This window comes from Oryzihumus sp. JJN4-3R, assembly GCF_057747915.1.
In genome coordinates this window covers 102,453-127,160 of record NZ_CM173229.1, presented here as the reverse complement: position 1 = coordinate 127,160, position 24,708 = coordinate 102,453, and the positions used below count along the sequence as shown (strand labels likewise).

Annotated in this window: 20 protein-coding genes and 1 riboswitch; of the genes, 8 read left to right on the top strand and 12 right to left on the bottom strand. The window is 75.5% G+C overall.

Translation table 11 applies throughout. The features are described from left to right. Window positions 1–2: 2 nt before the first annotated feature. The 8 genes from cobT to cobN form a co-directional block, all read right to left on the bottom strand. A complete protein-coding gene (cobT, locus tag AC3ANM_RS00525) occupies window positions 3–1,736 on the bottom strand; it encodes a nicotinate-nucleotide--dimethylbenzimidazole phosphoribosyltransferase (RefSeq protein WP_488286187.1) in 1,734 nt (577 codons plus the stop codon). Next, window positions 1,733–2,764 carry an Rv2231c family histidinol phosphate aminotransferase CobC gene (gene cobC / locus AC3ANM_RS00520; protein WP_488286186.1) on the bottom strand — a complete coding sequence of 344 codons (1,032 nt, stop codon included), beginning with the start codon at window positions 2,762–2,764 and terminating at the stop codon, window positions 1,733–1,735. Before cobC ends, cobT begins: the two co-directional genes overlap by 4 nt. Then, entirely contained in the window at window positions 2,757–3,815 is a 1,059-nt protein-coding gene (locus AC3ANM_RS00515; protein WP_488286185.1) for a HoxN/HupN/NixA family nickel/cobalt transporter, read from the bottom strand. Before AC3ANM_RS00515 ends, cobC begins: the two co-directional genes overlap by 8 nt. Further along, entirely contained in the window at window positions 3,812–4,237 is a 426-nt protein-coding gene (locus AC3ANM_RS00510) for a cobalamin biosynthesis protein (protein ID WP_488286184.1), read from the bottom strand. Before AC3ANM_RS00510 ends, AC3ANM_RS00515 begins: the two co-directional genes overlap by 4 nt. Next, on the bottom strand, window positions 4,234–5,634 hold the full coding sequence (locus AC3ANM_RS00505; RefSeq protein WP_488286183.1) for a cobyrinic acid a,c-diamide synthase CobB: 1,401 nt from the start codon (window positions 5,632–5,634) through the stop codon (window positions 4,234–4,236). The genes AC3ANM_RS00510 and AC3ANM_RS00505 overlap by 4 nt, the downstream gene beginning before the upstream one ends. Continuing rightward, window positions 5,631–6,245 (bottom strand): cob(I)yrinic acid a,c-diamide adenosyltransferase, encoded by a 615-nt coding sequence (cobO, locus tag AC3ANM_RS00500; protein WP_488286182.1) that lies wholly within the window; start codon window positions 6,243–6,245, stop codon window positions 5,631–5,633. Before cobO ends, AC3ANM_RS00505 begins: the two co-directional genes overlap by 4 nt. Continuing rightward, window positions 6,245–8,332 (bottom strand): magnesium chelatase subunit D family protein, encoded by a 2,088-nt coding sequence (locus tag AC3ANM_RS00495; RefSeq protein WP_488286181.1) that lies wholly within the window; start codon window positions 8,330–8,332, stop codon window positions 6,245–6,247. Before AC3ANM_RS00495 ends, cobO begins: the two co-directional genes overlap by 1 nt. Window positions 8,333–8,417: 85 nt before the next feature. After that, the gene (gene cobN / locus AC3ANM_RS00490) at window positions 8,418–12,011 is read right to left on the bottom strand and encodes a cobaltochelatase subunit CobN (protein WP_488287890.1); all 3,594 of its coding nucleotides are present in this window, start codon (window positions 12,009–12,011) and stop codon (window positions 8,418–8,420) included. 40 nt (window positions 12,012–12,051) lie between these two features. Next, window positions 12,052–12,192, bottom strand: a riboswitch (adenosylcobalamin (AdoCbl) riboswitch). Between the two features lie 95 nt (window positions 12,193–12,287). On the opposite strand from cobN, the gene cobG reads away from it, so the two are divergent. From cobG to AC3ANM_RS00470, 4 genes are all read left to right on the top strand, one after another. Further along, window positions 12,288–13,622, top strand: coding sequence for a precorrin-3B synthase (cobG, locus tag AC3ANM_RS00485; RefSeq protein ID WP_488286180.1), 1,335 nt, complete (start codon window positions 12,288–12,290; stop codon window positions 13,620–13,622). 11 nt (window positions 13,623–13,633) lie between these two features. Further along, window positions 13,634–14,257 carry a precorrin-8X methylmutase gene (locus AC3ANM_RS00480; RefSeq protein WP_488286179.1) on the top strand — a complete coding sequence of 208 codons (624 nt, stop codon included), beginning with the start codon at window positions 13,634–13,636 and terminating at the stop codon, window positions 14,255–14,257. After that, complete coding sequence (locus AC3ANM_RS00475) at window positions 14,254–15,798, top strand: precorrin-2 C(20)-methyltransferase (protein ID WP_488286178.1); 1,545 nt, start codon at window positions 14,254–14,256, stop codon at window positions 15,796–15,798. The genes AC3ANM_RS00480 and AC3ANM_RS00475 overlap by 4 nt, the downstream gene beginning before the upstream one ends. A 135-nt stretch (window positions 15,799–15,933) precedes the next feature. Further along, window positions 15,934–16,407, top strand: a complete 474-nt coding sequence (locus AC3ANM_RS00470) for a hypothetical protein (RefSeq protein WP_488286177.1) — start codon at window positions 15,934–15,936, stop codon at window positions 16,405–16,407. 4 nt (window positions 16,408–16,411) lie between these two features. On the opposite strand, the gene AC3ANM_RS00465 is transcribed toward AC3ANM_RS00470, so the two are convergent. After that, window positions 16,412–17,158, bottom strand: a complete 747-nt coding sequence (locus AC3ANM_RS00465) for a cobalt-precorrin-6A reductase (protein WP_488286176.1) — start codon at window positions 17,156–17,158, stop codon at window positions 16,412–16,414. Window positions 17,159–17,217: 59 nt separating this feature from the next. Here AC3ANM_RS00465 and AC3ANM_RS00460 point away from each other — a divergent pair, with 59 nt between their 5' ends. Continuing rightward, window positions 17,218–18,441 (top strand): cobalt-precorrin-5B (C(1))-methyltransferase, encoded by a 1,224-nt coding sequence (locus AC3ANM_RS00460; RefSeq protein ID WP_488286175.1) that lies wholly within the window; start codon window positions 17,218–17,220, stop codon window positions 18,439–18,441. A gap of 83 nt (window positions 18,442–18,524) precedes the next feature. Here the strand turns inward: AC3ANM_RS00460 and cobM are convergent, their stop codons facing one another. Beyond that, on the bottom strand, window positions 18,525–19,292 hold the full coding sequence (gene cobM, locus AC3ANM_RS00455; protein WP_488286174.1) for a precorrin-4 C(11)-methyltransferase: 768 nt from the start codon (window positions 19,290–19,292) through the stop codon (window positions 18,525–18,527). Beyond that, on the bottom strand, window positions 19,289–20,557 hold the full coding sequence (gene cbiE / locus AC3ANM_RS00450; RefSeq protein ID WP_488286173.1) for a precorrin-6y C5,15-methyltransferase (decarboxylating) subunit CbiE: 1,269 nt from the start codon (window positions 20,555–20,557) through the stop codon (window positions 19,289–19,291). The genes cobM and cbiE overlap by 4 nt, the downstream gene beginning before the upstream one ends. A gap of 338 nt (window positions 20,558–20,895) precedes the next feature. On the opposite strand from cbiE, the gene AC3ANM_RS00445 reads away from it, so the two are divergent. The 3 genes from AC3ANM_RS00445 to AC3ANM_RS00435 all read left to right on the top strand — a co-directional run bounded on the left by AC3ANM_RS00445 (window position 20,896) and on the right by AC3ANM_RS00435 (window position 23,187). Continuing rightward, the gene (locus tag AC3ANM_RS00445) at window positions 20,896–21,753 is read left to right on the top strand and encodes an MEDS domain-containing protein (RefSeq protein ID WP_488286172.1); all 858 of its coding nucleotides are present in this window, start codon (window positions 20,896–20,898) and stop codon (window positions 21,751–21,753) included. Next, a complete protein-coding gene (locus tag AC3ANM_RS00440) occupies window positions 21,750–22,694 on the top strand; it encodes an anti-sigma factor RsbA family regulatory protein (protein WP_488286171.1) in 945 nt (314 codons plus the stop codon). Before AC3ANM_RS00445 ends, AC3ANM_RS00440 begins: the two co-directional genes overlap by 4 nt. 97 nt (window positions 22,695–22,791) lie before the next feature. Next, complete coding sequence (locus tag AC3ANM_RS00435) at window positions 22,792–23,187, top strand: universal stress protein (protein ID WP_488286170.1); 396 nt, start codon at window positions 22,792–22,794, stop codon at window positions 23,185–23,187. Window positions 23,188–23,240: 53 nt separating this feature from the next. Here the strand turns inward: AC3ANM_RS00435 and AC3ANM_RS00430 are convergent, their stop codons facing one another. Further along, window positions 23,241–24,707: a cobyric acid synthase gene (locus tag AC3ANM_RS00430; protein WP_488286169.1), complete on the bottom strand. Its 1,467-nt coding sequence runs from the start codon at window positions 24,705–24,707 to the stop codon at window positions 23,241–23,243. Window position 24,708 lies beyond the last annotated feature (1 nt).

Genomic DNA, 24,708 nt, shown 5'->3' with positions numbered 1-24,708 from the left:
GCTCACGCCTTGTCCGTCACGCCGGCGGAGTCGAAGGTCGCCACCTCGCGCAGCACGCGGGCGGCGGACTGCACCAGCGGCACGGCCAGGGCGGCACCGCTGCCCTCGCCCAGGCGCAGGTCGAGGTCGACCAGCGGGGTGAGCCCCAGGTGCTCCAGGGCCGCGCCGGCCCCGGGCTCCACCGAGCGGTGGCCCGCGACCCAGTAGCCGGCCGCATCGGGGGCGACCGCCCGGGCGACGAGGGCCGCGGAGCAGGCGATGACCCCGTCGAGGACCACGGGGGTGCGCAGCGCCGCGGCGCCGAGCAGGAAGCCGGCCACGGCCGCGTGCTCGAGCCCGCCGACGGCGGCGAGCGCGGCCACCGGGTCGGTGACGTCGACGGCGTTGACCTCGAGGGCCCGCCGGATGACGCCGACCTTGTGGGCGAGCATGGCGTCGTCGATGCCGGTGCCGCGGCCGGTGACCTCCTCGACGTCCAGCCCGGTGAAGGCGCTGATCAGGGCGGCTGAGGCGGTGGTGTTGGCGATGCCCATGTCACCCGTGACCAGGAGCCGGTTGCCCTGGGCCACGAGGTCGCGGGCCGCGTCGATGCCCACCTCCAGGGCTGCCTGCACCCGCTCCGGGCTCATCGCCGGGCCCTGCGTCATGTCGGCCGTGCCACGGGCGACCTTCCGGGCCAGCAGCCCTGGGGCGTCCGGGACGTCGCCGGCCACGCCGACGTCGACCACGGTCACCTCGGCGCCGACCTGACGGGCCAGGGCGTTGATGACCGCTCCGCCGGCGAGGAAGTTGCCCACCATCTGGGTCGTCACCTCCTGCGGCCACGGCGAGACGCCCTGGGCGTGCACCCCGTGGTCGCCGGCGAAGACCGCGATGGCGACCGGCTCGGGCAGCGGGGGTGGGCACACGGCATACATGCCGGCGAGGCGCGTGCCGAGCTCCTCGAGCACCCCGAGCGAGCCGCGCGGCTTGGTCAGCTGGCCCTGTCGCTCCTCGGCGGCAAGCATGGCGGCGGCGTCCGCGGGGGCGATGGCGGCAACGGTCTCGGTCAGCAGGCTCACAGCTTCTCCTCCGGGCAGGCGACGGTCGCCCCAGGCCCCATGATGGACCGCCCACGTCAGGGGCCGCCGACGTGCCCATCCTGAGAGAACCAGCTCCGGCGCGGGCGGGAACTGCTCCACGTGGCCGACGCACAGGTACGCCACGACCTGCAGGTGGCCGGGAAGGCCGAGCTCGCTCGCCAGCTCCTCGGGGTCGAAGAAGCTGACCCAGCCGACGCCCAGGCCCTCGGCCCGCGCCGCCAGCCACAGGTTCTGCACCGCCAGCGCGGCGGAGAACGGCGCCATGCGCGGGTCGGCGTGCCGGCCGAGGGTGTAGGGGCCGCCACGGGTCGGGTCGCAGGTGACGACGACGTTGAGCGGGGTCTGCAGGATCGCCTCGACCTTGATCCCGTCGAACAGCCGGGTGCGCCCGGTCGGCAGCGACGCGGCGAACGCGTCCCGCTGGCGCGCGGCCAGGGCCTGGATGCGGGCGCGCTGCTCCACGTCGGTGAGGAGCAGGAAGTCCCACGGCTGGCTGAGCCCGACGCTGGGCGCCTGGTGGGCGGCCGCCAGCACCCGCGTGAGGACCTCGTCGTCGACCGGGTCCAGCGTGAACCCGCGGCGCACGTCCCGGCGCCGGGCGATGACGTCGTGGACGGCCGCCCGCGCGTCGTCGGGGAAGGCGTGGTCGGTCATGGCAGCTCCTGCAGTGCGGTGGTGAGGGCGTGGGCGAGGGCGTCGGTGGTGGCCTCGTCGCGGGCTGCGACGCGCAGCCACTGGGGCCCCAGGCCGGGGAAGGTGTCACCCCGGCGCAGCGCGAAACCGTGGTGGCGCAGGCGTTCCCGCAGGAGGTCCGCCCGGTCGTGGTGCACGAGCACGAACGGGCCGGCGGGGTCCGCGACGACCCCGAGCCCGGCGGTCCGCAACGCCCCGGTGAGGTGGGACAGCCGCCGCGGCAGCCGCTTGACGACCCCACGACGGTGGGCCTCCCCCTCTGGGCCGAGGCACGCCACGGTGGCGGCCACCGCGAGGGAGTTGACCGACCAGTGCGGCTGGTGTGCCGCGAAGTCCGCCACCAGCGCGGGAGCCGCCAGCAGGTGGCCGGCGCGGATGCCGGCGAGGCTGAAGGTCTTGGTGAGGCTGCGGATGACGAGCAGGCCCTCGGTGGTGGGCGCGAGGCCGGCCAGCGACTGGCTCTGGTCCGTCACGTCCATGAAGGCCTCATCGACGACGACGAGGCGTCCCGGGCGCAGCAGCGCCCCGATCGCCTCCGCGGGGTGCAGCCTCGAGGTCGGGTTGGTCGGGTTGCCCAGGACCACGAGGTCGGCGGCCGGGTCGACCGCGTCACAGTCCAGACGGAAACCGTTGTCGCTGCTCAGGACCAGCCGCCGCACCGTGTGGCCGGCCGCGCGCAACGCGGCCTCCGGCTCGGTGAACTGCGGGTGCACCACGAGTGGTCGCCGCCAGGGCAGCCGCGCCAGGAGGGTGAACGCCTCGGCGGCACCGTTGGTCAGCAGGACCGACGCCTGGTCGCAGCCATGGGCCCGCGCGACGGCGGCCAACCCCGGGGTGGCGTCCGGATAGGCGCCCGACCGGGCCAGCGCCGCGGCGAAGACGTCGAGCAGCCAGGACGGGGGTTGCGGCGCCTGGACGTTGACGGCCAGGTCGACGAGGTCGTCACCGACCTCGCGGTCGCCGTGGTGGAGCAGGTCGACCTCAGGCATCGTCACCGCCGCGGAACCGCCAGACGGCCAGGGCGCCGAGCCAGGTGGTGGCGAAGATGCCGGCGATGACGTAGCCCATGAGCTCGAAGTTGTCGCTGATCGCCGCGACCGGGGCGAGCCACGCCTGCCCGGCGTACTGCACCAGCGCGTCGGCGAGGTAGACCAGCGCGATGAACGCCGCGACCGCCACGGTGACCGCCGTCGTGGCGATGTTGAAGAACAGCGAGCGCACCGGGTTGCGGTAGCTCCAGGAGTAGAGCCGGGTCATCGCCAGAGAGTCGGCGGTGTCGAACGTCGACATGCCCGCGGCGAACAGCAGGGGCAGGCTGAGCACGCCGAGGACCGAGGCGCCGCCGCCGGCCGCGGTCGAGGCGGACAGGGCCAGCAGGGTGACCTCGCTGGCGGTCTCCAGTCCCAGTCCCATCAGCAGCCCCACCGGGTACATGTGCCACGAGTGCTGGATGAGCCCACGGAGCCGCCCGCCGAGGACCCGCGTGACGAACCCGCGCGAGAGCAACGCCTCCTCCACCTGCGCGGCGGTGTCGGCCCCGCCGCGCAGCCGGCGCCACAGGCCGACCAGGTTGCGCAGGACCCGGGCGTTGAGCGAGGCGACGACGAGCAGGAACACCATGGCCGCGACGGTGGCGACCGTGCCCCCGACCGAGCGGACCGCGTCGACGTCGGAGGTGGAGATCGACCCGGCCGCGGCGGCGACCAGCAGCGCGAGGACGACGACCACCGTCGAGTGGCCCATCGCGAAGAAGAAGCCGACCCCGACCGGGCGGCGGCCGCGCACCAGCATGACCCGGGTGGTGTCGTCGATCGCGGCGATGTGGTCGGCGTCGAAGGCGTGACGCATGCCGAGCACGTAGGCCAGCGCCCCGGAGCCGGCGAGCCCTCCGGCGGCGGCGGTGTCGCCGCGGTGCAGCAGGTAGAGCGCGATCCCGGCCACGTGCAGGGCGACGATGGTCCCGAGGATTCCGGACAGGCGCCAGCGCTCCTCCCTCGTCCAGCGCCCGTCGGCCAGCGGGGTGTCGGTCAGGGAGCTCATCGGTCCTCCTGGTCGGGCGGGGTCGCCGTCAACCGGACGGCATCCGGGCGGCGGGCCGCAGGAAGCGTGCCGATGGCCACCGTCCAGGCTCGTGACGCCCGGCGCGGGCCCAGGAGCCTGCCGCCGCAGGCGAGGACGGCGGCCTCGGCCACGGAGGGGCTTCCGACCGCGGCGAGGACCCGACCGCTGGGCGTCGGGCAGGGCTGTGCGGCAAGGGTTTCCACGGCGACCGGCTGCACGGGCGCGCCACTGGCCGCGGCGAGCGCGAGGACTGCCTCGGCGCCGGCGCGGCGGTCGAGCGTGGTGACGAGGGACACGGCAGCGGGGTCGAGGCCGTGCTCGGTCAGGGCCGCCGCGGCAAGTGCCCGCAGCTCGTCCGCCGGCGCTTCCGGGCGCCCACCCACCCCCAGGACGTGGCTCATCGCCCCGCCTCCGCCGCCGCGGCGACCAGCCGCGTAGCCATCCGGGGGTGCCCGGCCCAGTGCGTGTGCAGGTATGACGCGTGCACCCGACCGCGCACCGCCCCCTCCCGCACCGGGTCACCGCTCGCGCCGCGCCAGCCCCAGGCCGGCACGATGCCGGCGCCGGTGGAGGGGGTGACCACGGTCCGGTGGAACTCGTGCCCCGTCACCCGCTCCCCCTCCTCGGCCAGGACGCTGCCGGTGAGGGCGACCCCGCTGCGGTAGCCCAGCGTCAGCCGGGAGTCCATGCGGGACGTCAGCGGCAGGACACCGCACATCGGTGCGCCGTCGAGCTCCTCGGTGAGGTAGAGCAGCCCCGCGCACTCCGCCGCGATGGCTCCGCCGCCGGCGGCGAAGTCCGAGATCGCCTGTCGCAGTGCGGTGTTGAGCGACAGGTCGGCGGCGTGCACCTCGGGGAACCCGCCTCCGATGACCAGGGCGGAGACGTCCTCCGGCAGGTGCTCGTCCCGCAGCGGGTCGAAGCCGACCACCTCGGCACCGGCGGCCGCGAGCAGCTCGGCCGTCTCGGCATACCCGAAGGTGAAGGCGCGTCCTCCCGCCACGGCGACCCGGGGCGGCCGGGAGGACGCCACCGGGGCGCCGACCGCCGAGGCGGGGTCCCAGGGCGCGGCGGCCAGGTCCGGCGCCTGCCGGGCCAGCCGGAGCACCGCGTCCAGGTCGACGTGGTCGCGGACCAGGTCGGTGAGGGCCGACACCGCAGCGGTGGCCGCAGGCGAGCGCTCGGCCGCCGGGACCAGGCCGAGGTGGCGGCTGGGCACGAGCAGCTCGGGCAGGCGCGGGAGGGCCCCGAGGACAGGGACCCCGGTGGCGGCGATGCCGTCGCGGGCCTCGGCCTCGTGCCGCGCGGAGGCGACGTTGTTGAGCACCACCCCGGCGACGCGCACGTCGTCCTCGAAGCGGGAGAAGCCGTGGACCACGGCACCGAGGCTGCGGCCGGCGGCGCGGCAGTCGACGACCAGCACCACCGGGGCCTGGACCAGCCGGGCGACGTGCGCGGTCGAGCTGAACCCGCCGGTGCCGGTGGCTCCGTCGAACAGCCCCATGACGCCCTCGACCACGGCGACGTCGGCCGCGCGGGGGCGGCTCGCCCCGTGGAGCAGGAGCGGGACGATCCGGTCCTCCCCCTGCAGGTGCGGGTCGAGGTTGCGCCCCGGACGCCCGGCGGCGAGCTCGTGGTAGCCGGGGTCGATGTAGTCGGGGCCGACCTTGTGCGGGGAGACCTCGTGACCGGCGGCGCGCAGGGCGGCCATGAGGCCGGTCGCGACCATGGTCTTGCCGTGGCCCGACGCCGGTGCCGCGATGACCAGCCGCGGCAGGTGCGTCGCCGGGGTGCTCACCACTCGATCCCCCGCTGGCCCTTCTGGCCGGCGTCCATGGGGTGCTTGACCTTGGTCATCTCCGTGACGAGGTCCGCGGCGGCCACCAGCTCGGCCGGCGCGTCCCGGCCGGTGATGACGACGTGCTGGTGCCCGGGCCGGGCGGTGAGGGTGGCCAGGACGTCGGCGACGTCGACCCAGCCCCACTTCAGCGGGTAGGTGAACTCGTCCAGGACGTAGAGGTCGTGGGTGCCCGCCTCCAGCCGTCGCTGGATCTCGCGCCAGCCCTCCAGCGCTGCGGCGGCGTGGTCCTCCTCGGTGGCGGCCTTGCGCGACCAGCTCCAGCCCTCGCCCATCTTGTGCCACTGCACCGGGCCGCCGACGCCGGTGCTCTCGTGCAGGTCGCCGAGCGCACGGAAGGCGCTCTCCTCCCCCACCTTCCACCTGGCCGACTTCACGAACTGGAACACCCCGATGTCCCAGCCCTGGTTCCAGCCGCGCAGGGCCAGCCCGAACGCGGCGGTCGACTTCCCCTTCATCGCTCCGGTGTGGACGATCGTCAGCGGCCGGTTGCGTCGCTGGCGGGTGGTCAGGCCGTCCTCCGGCACGCGGGCCGGCTGTCCCTGGGGCATCAGGCTGCTCCTGTCGTGGGGGCGACGCTGCGGCGGACGACGCCGGCGAGGGCATCGGCGGCGACGTCGCCGAGGTCGAGGTACTCGGCGCGCAGGGTGGCGGCCAGCTCGCGGGCGAGGCCGAGGCGCACCACGGACCGCTTCTCGCAGTCGACGACGACCGAGGAGATCCCTTCGGCCACGCAGTGCGCCGCGGCAGCAGAGGCCCGCCGGAGCGGCTGCTCGCCGTGGGTGGCCCGCCCGTCGGTCAGCAGGACGAGCAGCGGGCGCCGTTGCGGGTCGCGGGCCCGCTGGCGGCGCACGAGCCCGGCCACCTCGGCCAGCCCCTCGGCCAGCGGGGTACGCCCGCCGGTGGGGACCTCGGCGAGCCGCCGCTGCGCCAGCTCCACGCTCGACGTGGGCGGCAGCACCAGCCGGGCCCGGTCACCGGCGAAGGTGACGACCGCGACCCGGTCGCGGCGCTGGTAGGCGTCCAGCAGCAGCGACACCACCGCGGTGCGCACCTCCCGGACCCGGGCCGCCGCGCCCATCGACCCGGAGGTGTCGACGGCGAAGACCACCAGGTTGCCCTCGCGGCCCTCGCGCTGGCTGCGCCGCAGGTCGGCGCGGACCAGCCGCAACGGCCCCGCGGACCCCCGGGTCCGTCGGGCCGCGGCGTGCACGGTCGCGGTCACCGACAGCCCCTGGCCACGCCGGTCCTCCAGCGGTATGCCGCGCAGGTGCCGGCCGTGCGTGGTCGTGGCGCGGGAGCGCCGGCCGGCCACCCCCGGACCGGGGCGCTGGTGCGTGAGCAGGCGCGCGGCATACGGCTGCCCGGCCTGCGTGGCGGGAGTCCCGGGAGCGTCCGCATCCCCGGGATCCCCTGTGCCTGAACGGTTTCCGTCGTCGGCGGGCTGCCGGGGCAGGCCGCCTCCGGGGCCGCCACCATCGTCAGGACCACCGCCGTCGTCGGGGCCATCACCGTCGGGGCCGTCACCGGGGCCGTCGTCGTCAGGGCCGTCGCCGTGGCCGTCGTTGTCGGGTCCGTCCCCGGGGCCGTCCGGGTCCGGGTCGTCCTCCGGCGCCTCGGGAGCCTGCTCGGCCAGCACCTGCTCCAGGTTCTCGGCCGCACCGTCGGTGTCGTCGAAGGGGTTGCGGCGGCGCCGGTGCGGCAGCGCCAGGCGGGCCGCGACGCGCACGTCCTCGTCGGTCACCTCGTCGCGCCCGCACCACGCGGCGTGGGCGATGGCGGTGCGCGCGGTGACCAGGTCGCCGCGCATGCCGTCGACGTCGTAGGCCGCGCAGATGCGCGCGATGGTCTCGACCGCCGCGTCGGGCAGGGCGACGCCGGCGACGCGTTCCTGGGCCCCGGCGATGCGCAGCGACAGGGCCAGCTCGCCCTGGGCGTGCAGGCCGGCGAACGCGTCGGGGTCCCGCTCGAAGGCCAGGTGCCGGCGGACCACCTCGACCCGGACGGCCGCCTCGCGGCTGGCGGCGACCTCGACGGCCAGGCCGAACCGATCGAGCAGCTGCGGGCGCAGCTCACCCTCCTCGGGGTTCATCGTGCCGACGAGGACGAAGCGGGCACCGTGGGTGACCGAGACCCCCTCGCGCTCCACCCGCGCGCGGCCCATCGCGGCGGAGTCCAGCAGCGTGTCGACGAGGTGGTCGGGCAGCAGGTTGACCTCGTCGACGTAGAGGATGCCGCGGTGGGCCTGGGCGAGCAGGCCCGGCTCGTAGGCGGTCTCACCGGCCGAGAGGAGCCGGTCGAGGTGCAGGGAGCCGACGACCCGGTCCTCGCTGGCGCCGACGGGCAGCTCCACCAGCCGGACCGGGCGCGTCTCGACGGGGGCGTTGAAGTGCGGCCCGTCCGGGCAGGAGGCGTCCGGAACCGTTGGGGCGCAGGAGAACCGGCACGTCTGCACGACCTCCACCGGTGGCAGCACGGCGGCCAGGGCGCGGACCATCGTCGACTTGGCGGTGCCCTTCTCGCCGCGGACGAGGACGCCGCCGATGGCCGGCGAGACCGCGGACAGGCACAGCGCCAGGGACAGGTCGTCCATGCCGACGACGGCGGTGAACGGGTAGGTGGCAGCGTCGGGACGCAACGGATGGCCCTTCGTCGGAGGTGGTGGTGCGGGAGGGTGCTGCCGTTCCGGGCAGCGGGCACGCGTCACGGGCGGGGGCCCGGGGTCAGCGACCGGCCTCGAGGTCGCCCTCGGCTTCGAGGTAGGCCTGCCGCAGCGCAGCCAGGACCTCGGGGTCCGGCTCGGCCCACAGCCCACGCGAGACCGCCTCGAGCAGGCGCTCGGCCATGCCGTGCAGCGCCCATGGGTTGGCGGCCTCCAGGAACTTCCGGTTGACCTCGTCCAGGACGTACTCGCGGGTGACCCGGTCGTACATCCAGTCGTGGACCACGCCGGTCGTGGCGTCGTAGCCGAACAGGTAGTCCACGGTGGCGGCCATCTCGAACGCGCCTTTGTAGCCGTGGCGGCGCATCGCCTCCATCCAGCGCGGGTTGACCACGCGGGAGCGGAAGACGCGCGCGGTCTCCTCGGCCAGGGTGCGCGTGCGCACGCTCTCGGGCCGGGTGCTGTCCCCGATGTATGCCGCCGGCGCAGCGCCCGTGAGCGCCCGCACCGTGGCGACCATGCCACCGTGGAACTGGAAGTAGTCGTCGGAGTCGGCGATGTCGTGCTCGCGGGTGTCGGTGTTCTTGGCCGCGACCGCGATCCGTCGGTAGGCCGTCTCCATCTCCGCGCGCGCCGGCCGGCCGTCGAGCCCACGACCGTAGGCGTAGCCGCCCCAGACGGAGTAGACCTCGGCGAGGTCGGCGTCGGTGCGCCAGTCCTTGCTGTCGATCAGCTGGAGCAGGCCGGCGCCGTAGGTGCCGGGCCGGGACCCGAAGATGCGGGTGGTGGCCCGGCGCGGGTCGCCGTGCTCGGCCAGGTCGGCCTGCACGTGGGCACGGACCAGGTTGTCGGCCGGGCCCTCCTCCAGACCGGCGACCAGCTGCACGGCGTCGTCGAGCAGCCCGACGACGTGGGGGAAGGCGTCGCGGAAGAAGCCGGAGATGCGCAGCGTGACGTCGATGCGCGGGCGGCCCAGCTCCTCCAGCGGGACGACCTCGAGCCCCGTCACCCGGCGGGAGGCGTCGTCCCAGGCGGGCCGGACACCGAGCAGGGCCAGGGCCTCGGCGATGTCGTCCCCGGCGGTGCGCATGGCGCTGGTGCCCCACAGGGACAGCCCGACCGACGTCGGCCACTCCCCCGTGTCGCTGCGGTGGCGGGCCAGCAGCGACTCGGCGAGGCGCTGGCCGGTCTCCCACGCGAGGCGGCTCGGCACCGCCTTGGGGTCGACGGAGTAGAAGTTGCGGCCCGTGGGCAGCACGTTGACCAGGCCGCGCAGCGGCGAGCCCGACGGGCCGGCGGGGACGAAGCCGCCGCGCAGGGCGTGCACCACCGCATCGAGCTCGTCGGTGGTCGCAGCCAGCCGCGGGACCACCTGGGCCACGGCGAAGTCCAGCACCTGGCCGACGGCCTCGACCCGCTCCTGCGGCACGAGGGCGAGGGCCGCGTCGACGGCGTCGGCGTCCCACCCGCGGCGCTCCATGGCAACCACCACCTCGCGGGCCAGGGCCTCGGCCCGGTCGGCCTCGCCCCGGTCGGCGGCGGACTCGTCCAGCCCGAGCGCCTCGCGCAGGCCGGGGACGGCGTGGCTGCCACCCCAGATCTGCCGGGCCCGCAGGATGGCCAGGACGAGGTCGATGCGAGGCGCGTCCTGCGGCGCCTGGCCGAGCACGTGCAGCCCGTCGCGGATCTGGGCGTCCTTGACCTCGCAGAGCCACCCGTCGACCTGCATGATCATGTCGTCGAAGCGCTCGTCGTCGGGCCGTCCGGCCAGGCCGAGGTCGCGGTCCATCTTCGCCGCCTGGAGCAGGGTCCAGATCTGGCTGCGGATCGCGGGCAGCTTGGCGGGGTCGAGCATGGCCACGTTGGCGTGCTCGTCGAGCAGCTGCTCGAGCCGGGCGATGTCGCCGTAGCTCTCGGCGCGGGCCATCGGCGGCACGAGGTGGTCGACCAGCACCGCGTGGGCACGGCGCTTGGCCTGGGTGCCCTCGCCGGGGTCGTTGACCAGGAACGGGTAGACGAGGGGGAGGTTGCCGAGCACCGCGTCGGGGGCGCACTCCGCGGACAGGCCAGCGTTCTTGCCGGGCAGCCACTCCAGGTTGCCGTGCTTGCCGAGGTGGACCACCGCGTCGGCGCCGAACCCGCCGTCCTCCTGCCGCGCGGCGATCCAGCGGTAGGCCGCGAGGTAGTGGTGCGAGGGTGGCAGATCGGGGTCGTGGTAGATCGCGATCGGGTTCTCCCCGAAGCCGCGCGGAGGCTGGACGAGCACGAGCAGGTTGCCTGCCCGCAGTGCCGCGAGCACGAGGTCGCCCTCGGCGTCGCGGGACCGGTCGACGTACAGCTCACCGGGCGGCGGGCCCCAGTGCTCCTCGACCCGGGCGCGCAGGCCGGCCGGAAGGGTGGCGTACCAGCGGCGGTAGTCGGCGGCCGGGATCCGCACCGGGTTGCCGGCGAGCTGCTCGGCGGTCAGCCAGTCGGGGTCGTAGCCACCGGCCTCGATGAGGGCGTGGATGAGGGCGTCGCCGTCGCCGGCGGCCAGCCCCGGCAGGGCGCCGGGGCCAGCGGCCGGGCCGAGGTCCCAGCCCTCGTCCCCCATCCGGCGCAGCAGGGCCATGGCGCTCGCGCCGGTGTCGAGGCCGACGGCGTTGCCGATGCGCGCGTGCTTCGTGGGGTAGGCGGACAGGACCAGGGCGACGCGGTGGTGTGCCGGGTCGAGGTGGCGCAGCCGGCCGTGGGCGACGGCGAGGCCGGCGACGCGCGCGGCGCGCTCGGGGTCGGCGACGTAGGCAGGGAGCCCGTCGGCGTCGATCTCCTTGAACGAGAACGGGACCGTGATGACCCGACCGTCGAACTCGGGCACGGCCACCTGGGTGGCGGCGTCCAGCGGGGAGAGCCCCTCGTCGTTGGCCTGCCACTGCCGGCGGGAGCTGGTCAGGCACAGCGCCTGCAGCAGGGGCACGTCCAGGGAGGCCAGCGCGCCGGCGTCCCAGGCGTCGTCGTCGCCCCCCGCCTGCGCGTCGGCGGGCCGGGTGCCCCCGGCGGCAAGCACCGTGGTGACCACGACGTCGGCCTCGCCGAGCGCGTCCAGCAGGCCGGAGTCGGCGTCGCGCAGGGAGGCGCACCACAGCGGCAGGGCGCGGCCCCCGGCGGCTTCCACCGCGTCGCAGAGGGCGTCGACGAAGCCGGTGTTGCCGCTCATGTGGTGGGCCCGGTAGTAGAGCACCGCCACGGTCGGCTGGGTGCCGGTGCCCGGCGTCGCGGCGGCCCGGTCGAGGCGACCCCAGGCCGGTGCCACGAGCGGGGCGTCGAAGCCGTGCCCGGTGAGCAGCACCGTGTCGGACAGGAAGGCGCCCAGCGCCTCGAGGTTGGCCGGGCCGCCGTGGGCGAGGTAGGCGTGGGCCTGGGCGGCGATCCCGGCGGCGACCGTGGACAGGCCCATCAGCTCGGCGTCCGGGGCCTGCTCCCCGGAGAGGACGACGACCGGACGGGGGCCGGACAGCAGCGCCTCGACGCCGTCGGCCCAGGCGCGGCGGCCCCCGAGCAGCCGCACGACCACGAGGTCGGTGCCCTCGAGCAGGGCGGGGAGGTCCTCGGGGAGGAGACGCGAGGGGTTGGCGTAGCGCCATGCGACGGGGCCGTCGGCCACCCGGGCGCTCATCAGGTCGGTGTCGGAGGTCGACAACAACAGCAGCACGCTGAACCTCTTCCTGGGGTGTCCACGCCCCGGGTGAGAGAAGACGACGGGAGTTCCTGACTCCCACGGCTGGGCCGTGGTCACAGTGGCGGGACCGCGCCGGATTCACACCGGCTTCCTCCCCTTGCGCCGTCTTCCGGCGAAAGGGCGCTCAAGTGAGCGCTGGCCGCGAGCATAGCCAGACGAGCCGTCCGGACGACAGCCCGGAGTGGCCATCCGGCGTGGGTATGCTCCACCGCCATGCCCGCCCCGGACCGCCCTCCGGCGACCCCGCCGACCCTGTCGCGTGGTCGCCCCGACCGATGCCCCGGGGCGCTCCGGCTGCACGCTGCCGAGGACGGATCCGTGGCCCGCGTCCGCGTCCCCGGTGGCCTCCTGACGGCTGACCAGGCGAATGAGATCGCCTGCGCTGCAACGGAACTCGGCGACGGCTCGATCGAGGTGACCTCCCGTGGGAACGTGCAGCTCAGAGGGCTGCCGCCGACGTGCGGGGAGGGCCTGACAGACCGGCTGTATGCCGTGGGTCTCCTGCCGTCCGTGGCCCACGACCGCGCCCGAAACGTCCTGCTGTCGCCGCTGTCCGGGCTCGACGGCCGCGGACTGACGGACCTGGCCGCCAGCGTCGGCGAGTTCGACGAGATCCTCTGCGGCACAACGGCCCTGGCCGAGCTGTCAGGCCGGTTCCTCGTCGCCTTCGACGACGGGCGCCACGACGTCGCGGGGCTCGGCGCCGATGTGACGTTGGTCGCGCGGGCCGAGCGGGTCACCGAGCTGCTGCTGGCCGGCGTGCCGAGCGGCCTGACCGTCGCCACCGCGGACGCGGCGCGCTGCGCGGCGGCCGCGGCAGAGGCCTTCCTCGCGGCGCGCACCGCCGCCGGCGCGGACTCCTGGCGCGTGCGCGACCTCGTCGGCGACCCCCTCGACCTGCTCCCCACCGTGCAGTCCCTCCTGGTGGAGCGCCGACTGCCCCACGAGCAGACGGACCCGGGGCTGCGCCCCTCGGCGGGCGGCCGCCAGGGGCCTGCCCTCGGGGTGGTCCGGTCCCCGGACGGCCGGGCGACGCTGTCCGTCGCGGCACCGCTCGGACGGGCGCCGGCCGCCGCCTGGCAGGCTCTCGTCGAGGTGGCCCGGACAGCAGCCGGGGACCTGCGACTCACGCCGTGGCGGGGCATCGTGGTCCCGGGCGTCGACCTGGCGGGATGCACCGCGGGGCTCGCCTCGCTGGCCTCGGCCGGGTTCGTGACCAACGCCCGGTCGCCCCGGGCCGGGGTCACCGCCTGCGCGGGGCGGCCCGGGTGCGAGAAGTCCCACACCAACGTCCACGCCGACGCCGTGGCGGCCTTCACGTCCTGGAAGGCCTCCAGCGCAACGCTCCTGCCGCTGCACTGGTCCGGCTGCGAACGGCGCTGCGGCCACCCCGGCGGCGCCAGGGTGGAGGTCGTCGCCCAGCCCGGGGGCCACTACGTGCTGGAGCGGCACGACATCGCCGAGCCCCTGACGCCGACCTCCCTTGCCGCCGACGCCTCGCCGCACGCCCTTGCCGCGGCCGTCTCGGACGCCCGGCGCACCACCTGATGGAGACACGCATGGACTACGAGAAGGACGGCGCCGAGATCTACCGGCAGTCGTTCGCCACGATCCGCGCCGAGGCCGACCTCGCGGCGTTCGACCCGGCCACCGCGCAGGTGGTCGTACGGATGATCCACGCGTGCGGCATGGTCGACCTGGCCGCCGACGTGGTGGCGACCCCGCAGGCCATCCCGCGCGCCCGCGCCGCGCTGCGGGCCGGCGCCCCGGTCCTGTGCGACGCCCAGATGGTGGCCAGCGGGGTCACCCGCGCCCGGCTCCCCCGCGACAACGACGTGGTGTGCACGCTCGCCGACCCGCGCGTGCCCGACCTGGCCCGCCAGCTGGGCACCACGCGCACCGCAGCCGCCGTGGAGCTGTGGGGCGAGCGCCTCGACGGGGCAGTCGTGGCCATCGGCAACGCCCCCACCGCCCTCTTCCACCTGCTGGACCACCTGCGTACGGTGCCGTGGCGCCCGGCCGCGGTGCTCGGCATACCGGTGGGGTTCATCGGAGCGGCCGAGTCCAAGCAAGCCCTGGTCGACAACGACCTCGGCCTGGAGCACGTGGTGGTCCGTGGACGCCGGGGCGGCAGCGCCATCGTCGCCGCCGCCGTCAACGCGATTGCGAGTGAGGTCGAATGAGCCTGTCGGACAAGCAAACCGGCCGCCTGTATGGCGTCGGGCTGGGTCCGGGGGACCCGAACCTCATGACCCTGCGGGCCGTCGAGCTCGTCGGCGCGGCGGACGTCGTGGCCTACCACTCGGCCCGCCACGGGCGCAGCATCGCCCGCAGCATCGCCGCCGGCCACCTGCGCGCCGACCAGGTCGAGGAGGCGCTGGTCTACCCGGTCACCACCGAGGGCACCGACCACCCCGGCGGCTACCGCGCGGTCCTGGAGGAGTTCTACGAGGAGGCGGCGCGGCGGCTGGCCGCCCACCTCGACGCGGGGCGCGACGTGGCGGTGCTGTGTGAGGGGGACCCGTTCCTGTTCGGCTCCTACCAGCACATGCACAAGCGGCTGGCGCACCGCTACCCCACCGAGGTGGTGCCGGGCATCAGCTCGGTCAACGCCGCTGCGAGCCGGCTCGGGCGACCGCTGGTGGAGGACCGCGAGGTGCTCACGGTGCTGCCCGGGACGCTGCCGGAGGAGGAGCTGGCGGCGCGGCTGTCCTCCACGGACTCCGCAGTGGTGCTCAAGCTGGGCCGCACCTTCCCCTCCGTGAAGCGGGCACTGGAGCGGGCCGGGCGGCTGCGGGACGCGTGGTACGTCGAGCGGGCCACGATGGACGGCGAGCGCACCGGGCGTCTGGCCGACGTGGACGAGGAGTCGGTGCCCTACTTCTCCGTCGCCCTGGTGCCGAGCGAGGTGGGCGCCCCGGCGAAAACCGTTGCGGTGGAGGAGGTTCCGCCGGCGCCGGCCGACGCCGGTGAGGTCGTCGTCGTGGGACTCGGACCCGCCGGACCGACCTGGCTCACCCCCGAGGCCCGCGGCGCCCTCGCCGTCGCCGACGACCTGGTGGGCTACAGCACCTACATCGACCGCGTGCCCACCCGGCCCGGCCAGCGGCGACACGCCTCGGACAACAAGGTGGAGTCCGAGCGGGCGACGTTCGCCCTGGACCTGGCCCGCTCCGGACGGCGGGTCGCCGTCGTGTCCTCGGGCGACCCCGGCGTGTTCGCCATGGCGAGCGCGGTCCTCGAGGTCGCGTGCGAGGACGCGTATGCCGACGTCCCGGTCCGGGTGCTGCCCGGCATGACCGCGGCGCACGCGGCGGCCGCCCGGGTCGGCGCGCCGCTGGGGCACGACTTCGCGACGATCTCGCTGTCGGACCGGCTCAAGCCGTTCGACGTGGTGGCCACGCGGGTGGCCGCCGCCGCCGCGGCCGACCTCGTGCTCGCCCTCTACAACCCCGCCTCGCGCAGCCGCACCTGGCAGGTCGCAGCGGTGCGGGACCTGCTGCTCGAGCACCGGACCCCGGAGACGCCGGTCGTCGTCGCGCGCGACGTCGGCGGCCCCGCAGAAGCCGTGCGGGTGGTGCGTCTGGGCGACCTGGATCCCGCCGAGGTCGACATGCGCACGCTGCTCATCGTCGGGTCCTCCCAGACCCGGGCGGTCGGCCGCGCCGACGGGCGGCAGGTCGTGTGGACGCCCCGGCGCTACCCGGAGCAGCCCGCGGTCTGACGCGGTCTGACGCGGCTCGCCGGAAGGCGAGGGGCACGGCATACCGGACCGGACCGTCACCCGGCGGCGGGGTCTGGACGGCGACCACCGGTGGGCGGAGCATGGTGGCTGCCCACCGCACGCTGGGAGAGCGTCATGTCCGAGACGACGTCGTCCACCACGACCCTGCCACCGGAGCTGCAGGAGGTGCGCCGCCGGCGCGCCGAGCTCGGGGAGTCCATGGCCGCGGTCGAGCAGGCTCTCGCGGCGCCCTCCCCGGGACGGGTGGCCGCCTGGGCGGAGCGCGTCCACGCCGCCCTGGTCGAGCTGTCCGGGGACCTGCGGGTGCACATGGAGCTCACCGAGGCCCCCGACGGGCTGTTCGCGCAGGTGGTGACGAGCTCACCGCGGCTGGTGGGGCAGGTCCACCGGCTCAACCAGGAGCACACGCACCTGCTGCCGTCGGTGGAGTCGCTCGTCGACGCCGCCGAGGTGGCCTCCGACGCCGCCGGCGTCGACGCCCTGCGCGAGGGCTGCGCCGACCTGCTGCGGCTGCTCGCGCGGCACCGGCAACGCGGCGCAGACCTGATCTACGAGGCCTACGTCGTCGACATCGGCGGCGAGACCTGAGGTCTCACCGCGACGCCACGGCCCGCAGCCACTGCACCGCGCCCTGCACCGTCTCCACGACCTGCACGCCGGCCGGCACGGGCGGCCGGCGCACCATCACCACCGGAAGGCCGTGCCGTCTGGCCGCCTCCAGCTTGGCCGCGGTGGCGCCGCCACCGCTGTCCTTGGTGACGAGGACGTCGATGGCATGGCGGCGCAGCAGGGTGAGCTCCCCGTCCAGCGAGTACGGCCCGCGGTCGAGGATGAGCACGTGCCGTGGGGGCAACGGCAGCGTCGGCGGGTCGACGGTTCGGATGAGGAACTCCTGGGCGTCCAGGGAGGCGAAGACACCCAGCCCCTGCCGCCCGGTGGTGAGGAAGGGGCGGTCGCCGAGGCCCGGCAGGACCCGGGCGGCCGCCGCCAGGGAGTCCACGCCCAGCCACCGGTCCCGTCCGTCGGCGACCCACCCGGGCCGGCGCAGCACCAGCAGGGGAACATGGACCTGCGCCGCAGCCCGTGCGGCGTTGCCCGAGATCGCGGCCGCGAAAGGATGGGTGGCGTCGATGACCGCGTCCACGGCGTGCTCCGCGAGCCACGCGGCGATGCCCTCCACTCCCCCGAAGCCCCCGACCCGCACCGTGCCATCGGGCAGCACCGGCCTCCTGACCCGCCCGGCGAGGGAGCTCGTGACACGGATGCCCGGTCGCGCGTCGAGCTCGTGGGCCAGCTCCCGCGCCTCGGTCGTGCCGCCCAGCACCAGCACGTGCTTCATCGGGCACCCTGCGGGCGCGGGGTCCGACCGGGACCGGTGCGCGGCGCCCCGGGGGCACCGTGGTTGACCGTCAGGCTCCCGGGAGCCCGAAGGACGACGAGGCGGAGAAGCCCGTCCCGTCGCAGCCCGTTCCACCTCAGCCGGGCGGGCGCCCGGCCCAGCTGGAGCGCACCGGCCTGCGCAGCGGCTGGACCACCGGGGCCTGCGCCACCGCGGCGACGGCCGCGGCATACACGGCGCTGGTGACCGGTGAGTTCCCCGACCCGGTGACGATCACGCTGCCCCGCGGCCAGGAGCCGGCCTTCGCCCTCGCGCGTGAGGACCTCGGGGACGGCTGGGCGATGGCCGGCGTCGTCAAGGACGCCGGTGACGACCCCGACGTGACCCACGGGGCGCTGGTCCGGTCGACCGTCCGCCGCGGGGAGGCCGGCTCCGGCGTGACGTTCGCGGCGGGTCCGGGGGTGGGCACGGTGACGCTGCCCGGGCTGCCGCTCCCGGTGGGCGAGCCGGCGATCAACCCGGTCCCGCGGCAGATGATGCGCGAGCACGTCGCGGCCATCGCCCAGGCGCACGGCGACCCCGGTGACGTCGTCGTCGAGCTGTCCGTCGACCACGGCGAGGAGATCGCCCGGCACACGTGGAACCCGCGGCTCGGCATCGTGGGTGGCCTGTCCATCCTGGGCACGACCGGCATCGTGGTGCCCTACTCCTGCTCGGCGTGGATCGACAGCATCCGCAGGGGGATCGACGTGGCACGGGCCGTCGGCCACGCCCACGTCGCCGGGTGCACCGGGTCGACGTCCGAACGGGTGGCCATCGCCGAGCACTCCCTGCCCGACGACGCCCTGCTCGACATGGGCGACTTCGCCGGCGCGGTGCTGAAGTACCTGCGGCGCCACCCGATCGAGCGGCTCACCATCGCCGGCGGGTTCGCCAAGCTGTCCAAGCTCGCCGCCGGCCACCTGGACCTGCACTCGGGCCGGTCCCAGGTCGACCTCGCCTTCCTGGCGGGCCTGGCCCGCGAGGGCGGCGGCGACGAGCGGCTGTGCGCCGCGGTGGCCGCTGCCAACACCGGGCTGGAGGCCGCGCTGCTGTGCCGAAAGGCGGGGGTGCCCCTGGGCGACCTGGTCGCCGATCGCGCCCGCGACGTGGCGCTGGGCGTCCTGCGAGGGGCGCCGGTCACGGTCGACGTGCTCTGCATCGACCGCTCCGGCACCGTCCTCGGTCGGGCGCGTCCCCTCGGCCCCCGCGGCGCGGGAGCCGAGGACGCCGCCCCGGGCTGACCCGGCTGACCCGGGTCGGGGGCCGCGGCCCGCCGCCGTGCCGGCGACGACGCAGCACGCAGCGGAGCCGGTATGCCGCCCGCTCACCCGCACGCCGCATGCCCGCTGCCGCTGCGGTCCCGTCCCGGGGAGTACAGGTAGCTGTCACCGAACTGTTCGGCGGCCAGCACCTGCCCCACGAGGATGACCGCCGTCCGCCGGATCCCGGCCGCGCGGACCTGGCCGGCGATGTCGGCCAGCGTCCCGCGCAGCACCACCTCCTCGGGGCGGCTGGCCATGGCCACCACCGCGGCCGGGCACCCGGCGCCGTACCACGGGGTCAGCTCCTCCACGACGCGCTCGACCAGGTGGGTCGCCAGGTGCAGCACCAGCAGGGCACGGCTGCGGCCGAACGTGGCCAGGTCCTCCCCCGACGGCATGGCCGTGGCCCGCTGGGCCAGGCGGGTGAGGATGACGCTCTGGCCCACCGTGGGCACGGTCAGCTCCCGGCCCAGCGCTGCCGCGGCGGCGGCGAACGCCGGCACCCCGGGGACCATCTGCCACGGCACGCCCTCGGCGTCCAGTCGTCGCAGCTGCTCGGCGAGCGCGCTGTAGATCGACAGGTCGCCGGACTGCAGCCGGGCCACGTCCAGCCCGGCGTTGTGGGCCGACACCAGCTCGGCCGTGATCTGGTCCAGGTCCAGCCCGGCGGTGTCGACGAGCCGGGCCCCGGGTGGGCAGTGGTCCAGCAGCTCCTGCGGCACCAGGCTCCCGGCATACAGGCACACCAGGGAGGAGGCGACGAGCCGCTGGCCGCGCACCGTGATGAGGTCGGCCGCCCCGGGGCCGGCGCCGATGAAGTGGACCGTCATGCGTCCTCCCCCGTCGTCGTCGCCGGGGACGGCTGCGGGGCCCCGGACCTGGTCGCGCTCCACTGCGTCACGGGCATCGACTGGCGCCACCCGGTGAACCCGCCGACCGGCACGGCCTGGGAGACCGCGATGCGGGTCAGCTCTCCGCCGTGGTGGGCGTGCCAGCGCGAGAGCAGCGCCTCGGACTCGAGCGTCACCGCGTTGGCCACCAGGCGGCCGCCCGGGGGCAGCGCCTGCCAGCACGTCTCGAGGAGCCCCGGCACGGTCAGGCCGCCGCCGACGAACACCGCGTCCGGCTGCGGCAGCCCCTCCAGGGCGTCCGGCGCGCTGCCGGTCACCACGCGCAGGCCCGGCACGCCCAGGCGCCCGGCGTTGCCGGCGATGCGGGCCGCGCGGTCCGGGCGGACCTCGACCGCCACGGCACGGCACGCGTGGTGGCTGCGCATCCACTCGATCGCGACGCTGCCGGCACCCCCACCCACGTCCCAGAGCAGCTCACCCGGCGCCGGGGCCAGGGCGGCGACCGTCACGGCGCGCACCTGCCGCTTGGTGAGCTGACCGTCGTGCTCGTAGGCCGCGTCCGGCAGGCCCGGCACCGTCCCCAGCCGGGGTCGGTGGCTCCCGTCCGGCCCGCCGCGCGTCGACGCCGGGAGGTCTCGCCGGCACCGGACCGCCACCACGTTCAGCGCCGCCCCCTCGGGCTGCTGCCAGGAGCCGGCGACCCCCTCCGTGCGTCGTTCCGCCGGGCCGCCGAGCTCGGCGAGCACGGTCAGCTCGCTCGCGCCGAAACCGCTGTCCCGCAACAGCCCAGCCACCTCAGCGGCGGTCCCCCCGTCCGCGCTGAGCACCAGGACCCGAGCCCCCTCGTGCACCTCGCGCAGCATGCCGGCCACCGGTCGGCCGACCGCGCTGACGACGGTCGTCTCCTCCACCGGCCAGCCCATCCGCGCGCAGGCCAGGCTGATCGACGACGGGTGCGGGTGCACGACCACGGCCCCCGCGCCGAGCTCCTCCACCAGCGCCCGACCGATCCCGAACCACAGGGGGTCGCCGCTGGCGAGGACCGCCAGCCCCGCCGGCCGGTGCGCGGCCAGCAGCCCCGGCAGGGCCGGGCGCAGCGGCGAGGGCCAGGCCACCCGCCGCGCCTCCACCCCCGCCGGCAGCAGGTCGAGCTGGCGCCGGCCACCGAGGACCACGCGCGCCTCCAGCAGGGCGGCCCGCGCCGACGGCGCCAGTCCGGCCCAGCCGTCCGCGCCGATCCCCACGACGGCCACCGCGCCGGTCGGGGGGTCGGTAGGTCCATCAGGTCCAGCGGTTGCAGCAGGTCCAGCAGGTCCAGAAGATGACAGCGGCACGACGGCACCGGCCCTTCTCGAGGTGTCCACGCCTCGGGTCAGAGGTCAACGAAGCCGACGGGCGCAGTTCCTGGCTCACAGACCCCTCGCTCCACGCGCGGGTCCGCTCACAGTGGCGGGACCGCCCCGGACTGGGCCACACGGCATACCGCATGGCCGCACCGGAGTTCCTGCCGCACCGTCGACGGTGTCGCGCGAGCCTATCCGCTCCCTGTCGTGGCCTCCCGGGGCAGGCGTACGCTCGGGTCATGGCGACCGCCACACGGGACCCCTCGACCGTCGGCTGGGACGGCCACCTGCTGCTCCTCCACCGCACCGAGGCCGAGCGCTGCGAGGCCCTCGCCTCGTGGGTGCGCCGTGGCCTGGAGTCGGACGAGAAGGTCCTCTACGCCGAGCGCGGGGACGAGCCACAGGACCGCTGCCTGCTCGACGTCCTGGACCGCCACGGCGTCGACTCGGCGGCCGCCGTCGCCGAGGGGCGCCTCAGCGTGCTGCCCCTGTCGGAGTTCTACCCACCCGGTGGGCAGGAGTCCCTCGTGGACCGCGCCCTCGACGAGGGCTTCGTCCGGGTGCGGCTGTCCGCCGAGGCCCGGGTGGTGCTCACCCGGGTGGCCCAGGACGACTACGAGCACTTCGAGGACGCGATGGACGTCCTGTGCGCGACGCGGCCGGTGTCCGCGCTGTGCCAGTACGACCAGGGCGCGACGACGGGCTGGTGGCTGCGCCGGGCGACCGGCACGCACCTGACCGGCCTGCGGGAGACCCAGCTGCGCAGCGCCCCGGCCGACGGCGGGCTGGCGTTGTCCGGCTCCGTGGACGTCAGCAACGACGCGGTGCTCTCGGCGATGCTGGTCCAGGCGACGGGCGCGCACCCCGGGGCGGAGGACACCGGCCGGGCCGACGACGGGCTGTTGTGGCTGGACCTGGCCGACCTCGACTTCATCGACGTGTCGGGCTGCCGTGCGCTGGCCACGGGGACCGAGCGCTTCCGCCGCACGGGTGGCGCCGTCGCGGTTCTCGCGCCGGCGGCCGTCGTCGACCGCACCCTGCGGCTGATGGGGCTGGACGACATGCCGGGCATGGCCATCGTCGCGAGCAGGCCATGACCGTTGCCCCGGAGGGGTTGCTGCACAACGCTCTCATCCACGGCACCGACGAGCAGCTCCTCGCCGCGGCGGTGCCGTTCCTGCGATCCGGGCTCGACGGGGGCGACGCGGCCGTCGCCGTGTGCAACGAGCACCAGTCGGCGCTGCTGGCCGACGCCCTGCACGACGACCGGGTCCAGTTCCTGCCCGGCGGGGGGCAGTACCGGCGCAGCACCATGGCTCTGGACGGCTACCGCCGGATGATGGAGGACGCCCTCGCCGAGGGGGTCCGGCGCGTCTGGCTGGTCAGTGACACCGACTTCGGGCAGAACCCGCTCGTGTGGCAGGAGTGGGCGCGCTACGAGGCCTACGTCAACCGTGCCCTCGCCGCCTTCCCGCTCAGCACCCTGTGCCTGTATGACGAGCGGCGGCTCCCGGCCGAGGCCGTTCGCTACGGGCGGATGACCCATCCCCGCCTGGTGTCCGGCGCGGCGTGGGAGCCCAACCGCGACTACCTCGACCCGGACGCCTTCAACCGGGCCATGCCCCCGGCCGACGAGCAGATCGAGGCGACACCGTCGATGCGGGCCGTCCTCCACGACCGGATGGCACTGTCCCGGCTGCGCGAGGACTTCCGCGCCGCCATGGCGGAGGCGGGCACCGACCCCGAGGCCCGGGAGGAGTTCATCGCGGCGTTCAGCGAGGTCGCGGCCAACGCCCTCGTCCACGGGCTGCCCCCGGTGTGGGTGCGGCTCTGGGCCACCCCGCAGCGCCTGGCGTGCACCGTCAGCGACCACGGCACCGGCTTCGCCGACGACTTCGCGGGCTACCTGCCCGAGGACCCCTACGGCCTGGCGTCCTCCGGCCGGGGCCTGTGGCTTGCCCGCATGCTGTGCGACCGCGTCGAAATGTGGTCCGGTCCGGCAGGATTCACCGTGCGCCTGTCCACCTGGCCGGACTGAGGCCCACCAGACTGAGCCCCGACCCGACCGTGCCCGGCCCGACCGGTCCCGACCGGCGCAGCACCTGCCAGCCCGACCCGACCCCTGGGAGCCCCCCGTGATCATCCTCGCCGGCTACATCCCCACACCCGAGGGCCTTGCCGCGGTCGACGCCGCCGTCGCGCAGGCCCAGCGCGACAACGCCCGCCTCGTCGTGGTCAACGCCGTCCACCACGGCAACTACGCCGACCCCAACTTCGCCGAGGGCCGCGACCTCGACAGCCTCGAGAAGCAGCTGGCCGACTCCGGGGTGCCGCACGAGGTCCGCCAGCCCACCGAGGACGTCGCCGCCGGCGACTCGATCCTCGCCGCCGCACGCGAGGTCGGCGCGGACCTGATCGTCATCGGCCTGCGCCGCCGCTCCCCCGTCGGCAAGCTCATCACCGGCAGCACCGCCCAGCAGATCCTGCTCGAGGCCGAGTGCCCGGTGCTGGCGGTCAAGCCGCCGGCCTGAGCCCGCGGGGTGGCACCCCGGGCGGTCGTGCCCGCCGCCGGCGACACCTTCGGTCAGCCCAGCCCCATCAGCCGGACCAGCGCCGCGGTGTCCAGGTGCTCCTCCACGGCGTCGGCGAGCCGGTCGAGCATGAGGTCGCGGCGGGCCGCGAAACCCGGCACGTCCGTCCGGGGTCGCCACGCCACGCCCGCCTGACGGGCGACCTCGGCCAGGAACGCCCGGCGGAAGCCGTCGGACTCGAACGCCCCGTGCCACGTCGTGCCGTGGACGCTGCCCCGGCTCCATCCGTCGAGGAACGGCTCCACGTCCCGGGCGCCCGGGACCAGCCGGGCCGTCCCGTGGTGGATCTCGTATGCCGTGACGTCCTGCCCGCGCCACCGCCCGGCCGGGGTGCCCAGCACCTTCTCCGGCTCGAACGTCACGTGAGTCGGCAACAGCCCCAGCCCGGGAACCGTTGCGGGAGAGTCGGACTCGACGCCGCCGGAGTCGTCGATGACCTCGGCGAGCATCTGGTGGCCGCCACAGATGCCCAGCACCGGACGGCCCGCCGCCGCCCGCGCACGGACGGCGGTGTCCAGCCCGCGCTCCCGCAGCCACTCCAGGTCCGACAAGGTCGCCCTGGTCCCCGGCAGGACGACCAGGTCGGCGCCTGCGACCACGTCCGGGTCGGCGGTCACCCGCACGTCGACGCCGGGCTCGGCGGCGAGGGCGTCCACGTCGGTCGCGTTGGACACGCGCGGGAAGCGGATGACGGCCACCGAGAGCGTGGCGCCGGCGGCTGCGTCCCCCCGCGCCCCGGCCACCGCGGACCACCCGGCGATGGCGAGCGCGTCCTCGGAGTCCAGCCAGACGTCGGCCAGGAAGGGCAGGACGCCCAGCACGGGACGGGACGTGCGCTCCTCCAGCATCCGCAGGCCCGGCTGCAGCAGCCCGAGGTCGCCGCGGAACTTGTTGACCACCCAGCCGTGCACGTGGGCCTGGTCGGCCTCGTCGAGCAGGGCGAGCGTGCCGTACATCGCGGCGAGCACCCCGCCACGGTCGATGTCGCCGACCACGACCACCGGCAGGCCCACCGCGCGGGCCAGGCCCATGTTGACGTAGTCGCCCTCGCGCAGGTTGATCTCCGCCGGGCTGCCCGCGCCCTCGGCGATGACCACGTCGTAGCGGCCGGCGAGGTCCTCGAACGCCTCGAACGCCCGCTCGGCGAGCACGCGGCGCCCGGTCGCCCACTCCCCGGCGCGCAGCTCACCGAAGGGCCGTCCCATGAGCACCACGTGGGAGCGGCGGTCGGAGCCGGGCTTGAGCAGCACCGGGTTCATCGCCGCCTCGGGCACGGCCCGCGCCGCCACCGCCTGCGTCCACTGCGCCCGGCCGATCTCGGCCCCGTCGGCGCAGACCATCGAGTTGTTCGACATGTTCTGCGCCTTGAAGGGCGCGACACGCACCCCCTCGCGCGCCAGCCATCGGCACAGCCCGGCGGTGACCAGGCTCTTGCCGGCATCTGAGGTGGTCCCGGCCACC

Bases quoted from the DNA above. Each gene is read 5' to 3' on its own strand.
- AC3ANM_RS00510 (WP_488286184.1), bottom strand. From the start codon at position 4,237: ATGAGCCACGTCCTGGGGGTGGGTGGGCGCCCGGAAGCGCCGGCGGAC.
- cobC (WP_488286186.1), bottom strand. From the start codon at position 2,764: ATGCCTGAGGTCGACCTGCTCCACCACGGCGACCGCGAGGTCGGTGAC.
- AC3ANM_RS00465 (WP_488286176.1), bottom strand. From the start codon at position 17,158: ATGAAGCACGTGCTGGTGCTGGGCGGCACGACCGAGGCGCGGGAGCTG.
- AC3ANM_RS00475 (WP_488286178.1), top strand. From the start codon at position 14,254: ATGAGCCTGTCGGACAAGCAAACCGGCCGCCTGTATGGCGTCGGGCTG.
- AC3ANM_RS00515 (WP_488286185.1), bottom strand. From the start codon at position 3,815: ATGAGCTCCCTGACCGACACCCCGCTGGCCGACGGGCGCTGGACGAGG.
- AC3ANM_RS00470 (WP_488286177.1), top strand. From the start codon at position 15,934: ATGTCCGAGACGACGTCGTCCACCACGACCCTGCCACCGGAGCTGCAG.
- AC3ANM_RS00445 (WP_488286172.1), top strand. From the start codon at position 20,896: ATGGCGACCGCCACACGGGACCCCTCGACCGTCGGCTGGGACGGCCAC.
- cobM (WP_488286174.1), bottom strand. From the start codon at position 19,292: ATGACGGTCCACTTCATCGGCGCCGGCCCCGGGGCGGCCGACCTCATC.
- AC3ANM_RS00440 (WP_488286171.1), top strand. From the start codon at position 21,750: ATGACCGTTGCCCCGGAGGGGTTGCTGCACAACGCTCTCATCCACGGC.
- AC3ANM_RS00480 (WP_488286179.1), top strand. From the start codon at position 13,634: ATGGACTACGAGAAGGACGGCGCCGAGATCTACCGGCAGTCGTTCGCC.
- cobT (WP_488286187.1), bottom strand. From the start codon at position 1,736: ATGACCGACCACGCCTTCCCCGACGACGCGCGGGCGGCCGTCCACGAC.
- cobG (WP_488286180.1), top strand. From the start codon at position 12,288: ATGCCCGCCCCGGACCGCCCTCCGGCGACCCCGCCGACCCTGTCGCGT.
- cobN (WP_488287890.1), bottom strand. From the start codon at position 12,011: ATGAGCGCCCGGGTGGCCGACGGCCCCGTCGCATGGCGCTACGCCAAC.
- cobO (WP_488286182.1), bottom strand. From the start codon at position 6,245: ATGCCCCAGGGACAGCCGGCCCGCGTGCCGGAGGACGGCCTGACCACC.